The 6,000-nt window shown below is 71.0% G+C and carries 6 protein-coding genes and 1 other RNA gene; 4 read left to right on the forward strand and 3 right to left on the reverse strand.

All coding sequences use genetic code 11. The features are described from left to right. Nucleotides 1-121 precede the first annotated feature (121 nt). Together RB150_10000 and RB150_10005 are read right to left on the reverse strand one after the other, a co-directional pair. Nucleotides 122-1,429 (reverse strand): HD domain-containing protein, encoded by a 1,308-nt coding sequence (locus RB150_10000; GenBank protein MDQ7820865.1) that lies wholly within the window; start codon nucleotides 1,427-1,429, stop codon nucleotides 122-124. A 50-nt stretch (nucleotides 1,430-1,479) separates the two neighbouring features. Further along, nucleotides 1,480-1,650: a hypothetical protein gene (locus tag RB150_10005; GenBank protein ID MDQ7820866.1), complete on the reverse strand. Its 171-nt coding sequence runs from the start codon at nucleotides 1,648-1,650 to the stop codon at nucleotides 1,480-1,482. A gap of 263 nt (nucleotides 1,651-1,913) precedes the next feature. Between RB150_10005 and RB150_10010 the strand changes: the two genes are divergently transcribed. From RB150_10010 to rnpB, 3 genes are all read left to right on the forward strand, one after another. After that, entirely contained in the window at nucleotides 1,914-2,624 is a 711-nt protein-coding gene (locus RB150_10010) for a C4-type zinc ribbon domain-containing protein (protein MDQ7820867.1), read from the forward strand. Continuing rightward, entirely contained in the window at nucleotides 2,608-3,261 is a 654-nt protein-coding gene (locus RB150_10015; protein MDQ7820868.1) for a ribonuclease HI family protein, read from the forward strand. The genes RB150_10010 and RB150_10015 overlap by 17 nt, the downstream gene beginning before the upstream one ends. A gap of 65 nt (nucleotides 3,262-3,326) precedes the next feature. After that, nucleotides 3,327-3,771, forward strand: an RNA gene (gene rnpB / locus RB150_10020) — RNase P RNA component class A. A 105-nt stretch (nucleotides 3,772-3,876) separates the two neighbouring features. Here the strand turns inward: rnpB and RB150_10025 are convergent. Then, nucleotides 3,877-5,244, reverse strand: coding sequence for a DUF1343 domain-containing protein (locus RB150_10025; protein ID MDQ7820869.1), 1,368 nt, complete (start codon nucleotides 5,242-5,244; stop codon nucleotides 3,877-3,879). Nucleotides 5,245-5,614: 370 nt separating this feature from the next. Between RB150_10025 and RB150_10030 the strand changes: the two genes are divergently transcribed. Further along, the coding region (locus tag RB150_10030; GenBank protein MDQ7820870.1) for a hypothetical protein at nucleotides 5,615-6,000 on the forward strand (386 nt) is incomplete at its 3' end.

Here is a 6,000-nt window from a genome sequence, read left to right on the forward strand (position 1 = left end):
AACCCGCGTCATCCCCGTGGGCGCGGCGCCGCAGTTCCGCCCCCGCCGAACCCCGGCGGGGGAAAGCTGTCTCCGTATCTCAGCCTAGCAGGCCGGGATGGCGGAGGCAACGCGGCCGCGCTCAGGAGGGAGCGGGGGAGGGCTGGGTGGTCGCTGCTGGTGTGGCCGGGACCTCGGCGAAGACCGCGTCGGACTCCTGGCGGACGATGTCGATGAGGGCTTCGGCCACCACCGGGTCGAACTGCCGCCCTTTCTGGCGGGCGATCTCCGCCAGGGCCTCCTCCACGGAGAGGGCCCGGCGGTAGGGGCGGTCCGACGTCATGGCGTCGAAGGCGTCGGCGGCGGCAATGATGCGGGCACCCAGGGGGATGTGCTGGCCGTACAGGCGGAAGACGCCGGTGCCGTCGTAGCGTTCGTGGTGGAACAGGATGTACTCTTTGCCCTTGCGGTATTCGGGCAACTTCCCCACGATCTCGGCGCCGATCACCGTGTGCTTGCGGACGGTCTCCAGTTCCTCGCTGCTCAGCCGGTCCGCCTTCAGGAGCAGGGCGTCGGAGATGCCGACCTTGCCCAGGTCGTGCACCCGGGCCGCCTCGGCGATGGCCTCCTGCTCGTCCGCCGGGAGTCCCAGGCGTCGGGCGATCCGGCGGGCCAGGGCCGCCACCCGCTGGGAGTGGGCGAAGGTGTAGGTATCCCGGCGGTCTATGGTGTCGGCCAGCATCTCCATGGTCGCCCGGGCCTGCCGGCGCAGGGCGCTGGCGGTCTGCAGAGCCCTATACACCGCCACCAGGGGCAGGACCAGGACTGCGGTCAGCACCGGGGCGTGAACGTAGGTGAGGGCGATTACGGCACCCAGCAGCAAGGTGCTCACGTAGGGCACCGCCGCCCGCCCGAACGTCTGGCGCCAGTGGTGCACAAAGCTCGACCGGTGCAGCAGGGACGCCCACCGGGTGACCACCAGGCTGTTGATGGTGAAGAAGGAGCCGATGCCGGCCAGCACCCAGGCGGTCTGGAGGAGATCCAGCTCTCCGGTCAGGGGCGTGACCCCCGCGCGCTGCAGCAACCACGCCGTTCCGCCGACGGTGAGGGCGGTCTGCCCGGCGTTGAAGGCGACGTCTCCCGCCGGCCAGCGCTGCACGACCGACAGGCTGGCGATGCCCAGGGCCGCACCCAGGGTGGCATAGGCCGGCGGCAGCAGCAGGATCATGGCGAACATGACCGCGCCGGCCATGTTCACCGCCACATTGGGCCCGAGGCATACCGGACAGTAGCCGGCCACCGGGACCAACACGGTGCCCAGGCTAAAGACGATCAGTGGGCCGGCGTCGGGCAGAAGTGGCGGAAGGCCGGCGAACAGGCCGGATAGCAGGGCGGCGGCCGCCGCCCCCACCAGGCCGACGTACACACGCACCTCACGGGTCTGATCCACGGCTGGTCCCTCCGGCACGGGACGCGCTCTGGGGGGTGTACGCAGGGGGGCTACTCGTAGACGGCAAGGGTCGTGTCAAAGACGCCGAACGACTCCAGGCACCTGTTGGAGCAGCCGATGCCGATGGCATGGGCAGCGGGCGCGGCGACGGTGGCGATGATGAGGGCGACGGTCGCCAGCACCAGCGCCAGGCCGGTCACCCGATGCGTGGTCTGTCTCATCCCACCCTCCCCCCTCCGTAGGATTGGTCCGGAATATGGCGCACCGCCCGGGCCGGCGGCCCGGGCGGATCAGGTACGGCTCAGGCGCCCGTCCGGCTCGCGCGAGCCCCGGGGCGTCCCTTCAGGATATGCTGTTGGTGACAGGCGGTTGCACGGTGGACCGTAGCACGGGCGTGGCGGTCTGTCAACGATAGTTCCTTGGAAACTCGGTGGAAGATGGGCCGACCCAGGAATCGGCGGGAGCGGACCCGAACACGAAGGCCATGACGTCGGTGGCCCGCCTGTACGCGCTGCAGCAGCTCGACGCGGCTGTCGCGCGTCTGGAAGCCGCCCGAGCGTCGGTGGATGACGGGTCGGCGCTGCGCGCTCGCGTGGAGAAGGTTCGGGCCGAAGAGGACGCCGCCCGGGCGGACCTGCACGGGCGGCGGGTGCGCCTGCGGGACCTCGAGCTCCAGCTGCAGGCTGCCGGCGACAAGGCCGCCCGGGTCAGCCAGGACCTGTACGGGGGGCGGATTCACAACCCCAAAGAACTGGCCGCCCTCCAGGACGAGCTGGAAGCCCTCACCCGCCAGCGCCGCCGCCTGGAGGACGAGATCCTTACCCTCATGGAGGAGATCGAGGAGGGAGCGCGCAGGCTGGCGGCCCTGGAAGCCGCCCGCCGTGCGGCCGAGGCAGAGCTGGAGGCGCGCCTGGCGGCCTCCCGGCGGGAGCTCCAGGCGCTGGAGGCGGAGCTGCTGGAGGTGCGGCGGCAGCGGGAGGAGGCGGCGGCGCAGATCGACCCCGCCCTGCTGCGCCGGTACGAGAGGCTGCGGGAGCGCAAGGATGGCGTGGCGGTGGCGGCGGTGTCCGGCGCGGCGTGCGGGGCCTGCCACGTGGCGCTGCCCGAGGCCCTCCTGGCGCGGCTTCAGCAGGGGGACGATGTCCTCCTGACGTGTGAGGAGTGCGGACGCATCCTGTATGTCCCCGCCGGCTAAGCACCTGGTCCTGATGGTGGATGGGGCGTCCCGGGGGAATCCCGGCCCGGCAGCCATCGGCGTGGTCGTGGCAGACGCCCGGGGGCGGGTGGTCCGGGAGATCGGCGAGTTCATCGGCCAGGCCACCAACAACGTGGCCGAGTACCGCGCCCTGCTCCGCGCCTTGGAGGAAGCGCGGGCGCTGGGCGCGGAGTCGGTGGACGTGCGGTCGGACAGCGAGCTGCTGGTCAGCCAGCTGCGGGGAACCTACCGGGTGAAGAGCCCCGACCTGGGGCCTCTGTACCTGGAGGCGGTGCGCCTGCTGCGGTCCTTCACGCGCTATACGGTCACCAAGGTGCCGCGGGGACAGAACGCGGCGGCCGACGCCCTGGCCAACCAGGCTCTGGACGCGGCGAAGCCGGAGGCGGAAGTGGAGTACGCCGTCCTGGTCCGCGGCGAGGGCCACCGGTACACCGCCCGGGTCCCCGCGCTTGAGGTGGAAGGCTCAGGACGCACCCGGTCAGAGGCGCTGGAGGCGGCCCGCCGGGAGGCCGCCCGCCGCCTTCGGGAACTGCTCGCCCAGGGCAGGCCGATCCCCCGGGAGGAGCGTATCCGCATCCGACTGGATGAGGATCACGACCCCGACCGGAAGAACTGAACCTTCCTCCCTCATCCGTCTGCCCTCTTCCTTCTTCCCTCTTCCCTGCAGTACCATGGGTTTCGGGAGCAGGCCGGGCGACCGCTGGAAGGTCCGCTGGCCTGTCCGGAGGCCCTCTCCTAGGGAGGGGCCGGAAGGCGGCGGAAGCTTCCAGAGGAAAGTCCGGGCACCACAGGGCAGGGCGCTGGGTAATACCCAGTGGGGGCGACCCCAAGGAAAGTGCCACAGAAACATACCGCCGGTCCGGTACTTTCCGCCATACGCGGAAGCCGCGGGCCGGTAAGGGTGAAATCGTGCGGTAAGAGCGCACGAGGCTCCGGGTGACCGGAGACCTGGGCAAACCCCGCCCGGTGCAAGGCCACGTAGGGGGAGATGAGGTGGCCCGCCGATCCCCGGGTAGGCTGCTTGAGGCGCCCGGCAACGGGCGTCCCAGAGAGATGGTCGCCGCCTCGAGCCCGCCGTAGGGCGGACGCTCGGGTACAGAACCCGGCTTACAGGCCTGCTCCCGCAAAACTATTTTCGGGACAGATGAAGCCAGCCCGGCCCGTCGTGCGGACGGGTGCCGGCTATCCATTTTTCACGCGCAGCTGAAGCGGGATCGGACCCCGTCTGCCGCTAGGGGCCGACGGCCGCTCCGGCCTGCGCGGCGCAGACTGCCACCCGATGCGTGCAGCGGTGGTCCTGCCGGCGTGCGGCCGACATCCCGGCGGCGACCTCGGCCTGCGGCGGCGGAGACAGGGCGGCGGCCGCCGCCCGGGGATACAGCAGGTAGCGGCCGCGGACGTGCGCGAAGCGGCGGAGATCCTCCTGCCAGGCTGCGGCGAGCGACGCGGCGCTGCGGCCCCGTAACAATCCCGTGCGTACGACGTCGGTGCCCCACACCAGGTCGAACCGATACCGCCCCGAGGTTGGTCGGTCAAACCGCAGCGCGGCGGGATGCGTGTCCCGGATGGCGGCCAGGATGTAGACGGCGGTGGTAGCCGGCAGGAACCGGCGGGGGTCGGTGACCACCAGCCGCACGCCGGCGCTGCGGCGGCGGCCTGAGCCGGCGCGGTGGGGCACAAACCGCACGCCGGGCAGACCCGAGGCGTTCAGCCGGCCGGCCAGCCGCTCGGGATTCACCCCCGGCGCCGTGACGGTCTCAAACGGCACGGCGGCTCCCGCGCCCACCAGCAGGCTGGTCCCTTCCAGCATGCCGGTGGCGGCGTGCAGGCGCGCCGCCGCGGGGGACGTGATCATCGGCGAGGGCCGGACCCACGCCAGCCCCGTGTCCTCCCAGCGCATCCCCGGCCGCCAGCCGGCCATCGGGACCACCAGCAGGCGCGCCCCGATGCGGAACTCGTCGTTGAATAGCCGCGCCAGCTCCCCCACCGTCATCCCGTGCACCGCGGGAATGGGATACACGCCGATGAACGACGCAAAGCGCGGGTCCAGGAGGGGACCGTCCATCTGCTCCCCGCCCAGGGGATTGGGGCGGTCCAGAACCACAAACAGGAGGCCGCGGTCAGCCGCGGCCTGCATGGCGAGGGCCAGGGAGGAGATGTAGGTGTAGGCACGGGCACCCACGTCCTGCAAGTCAAATACCAGGGCGTCCAGATCGGCCAGCATCTCGGGGGTGGGACGGCGCGACGTTCCGTACAGGCTGTAAACCGGGACGCCGCCCAGGGTGCCTCCCGGCACCGGTACCCCGGCCGGGACCGTGCCGGTCAGGCCGTGCTCGGGCGCAAACAGCGACACCACACGGATGCGGGGATCCAGGGCCAGCAACATGGCGGTGGGCCACCCGTCGGCGCCGACGGCGGCGCGGTGGGTGATGAGGCCGACGCGCTTGCCCGCCAGCAGGTTGCCATAAGAAGCGAGCAGCACGTCCACTCCCGGGGCAACGCGGGGCGCGGCCGAGGGAGCTGCGGGAGAGGCGGCGGCGAAGACGGCCAGGAGAACGATGGCGCAGTGGCGAATGCCCGGACGGAAAGGGGTCGGCATATGCGGTGTCCGTATTGTCGGAGTCGCTACGTCCTCTGCGACATCACCGTCCGCTGGAGCCACCTCCGGGGGCAGCTCCGTCCTGAGCGAGGGCACTTCTGCACCGGCTGCGGACGGTCCTTCCCCCGAGGCGCCGCCGGTGAGCTGGCTCTGTCCTCGGTCCCGGTGGGCGATGTTTCCCCGGCGTTGTACAGCCTGCAGCGCAGCGGCGACGTGGTGATCGTGCGCCACCGCGCCGGCAAGACGGAAGTCCTCTTCTGATTTCGCCAACTGTGCCCCGGCTGAGGAGGTCTGAGCCGTCGAGGGCGTGTAAGAGCACAGGTTCCCGGGAACTTTACAAGAGGTAGGACGGTCGGGCCGGGGAGGGGCTGTGGAAGGAGCCGTCGCCAGGGCGGACCGCGAGCGGCCGATCGGGTTTATCGGCCTCATGCGCAACCGCAATTACGCGCTGTTGTGGTGGGGCCAGCTTGTCTCCGAGGTCGGCAACCGGTTCCACTGGGTGGCCGTGTCCCTCTGGGTGTACTCGGTCACAGGCTCGGCGGGCTCGGTTTCCCTCGCAGTGGCCTCCATGTTCGTCGGCAGCCTGCTGGTGGGTCCATGGGCCGGGGTCCTGGTGGACCGGTGGGACCGGCGGAAGATCCTTGTGGCGTCCGATCTGGTCCGCGGCGTGCTGGTGGCGCTGATTCCGCCTCTCATGAGTATCAACGTCTGGCTGGTGTACGCCGACCTCATCCTCATCTCAGTGGCCACAGCCTT

The sequence above is a fragment of the Armatimonadota bacterium genome, assembly GCA_031081675.1.
Taxonomy (GTDB): Bacteria; Sysuimicrobiota; Sysuimicrobiia; order Sysuimicrobiales; family Kaftiobacteriaceae; genus Calidihabitans; species Calidihabitans tengchongensis.

Bases quoted from the DNA above. Each gene is read 5' to 3' on its own strand.
- RB150_10005 (MDQ7820866.1), bottom strand. From the start codon at position 1,650: ATGAGACAGACCACGCATCGGGTGACCGGCCTGGCGCTGGTGCTGGCG.
- RB150_10010 (MDQ7820867.1), top strand. From the start codon at position 1,914: ATGACGTCGGTGGCCCGCCTGTACGCGCTGCAGCAGCTCGACGCGGCT.
- RB150_10015 (MDQ7820868.1), top strand. From the start codon at position 2,608: ATGTCCCCGCCGGCTAAGCACCTGGTCCTGATGGTGGATGGGGCGTCC.
- RB150_10025 (MDQ7820869.1), bottom strand. From the start codon at position 5,244: ATGCCGACCCCTTTCCGTCCGGGCATTCGCCACTGCGCCATCGTTCTC.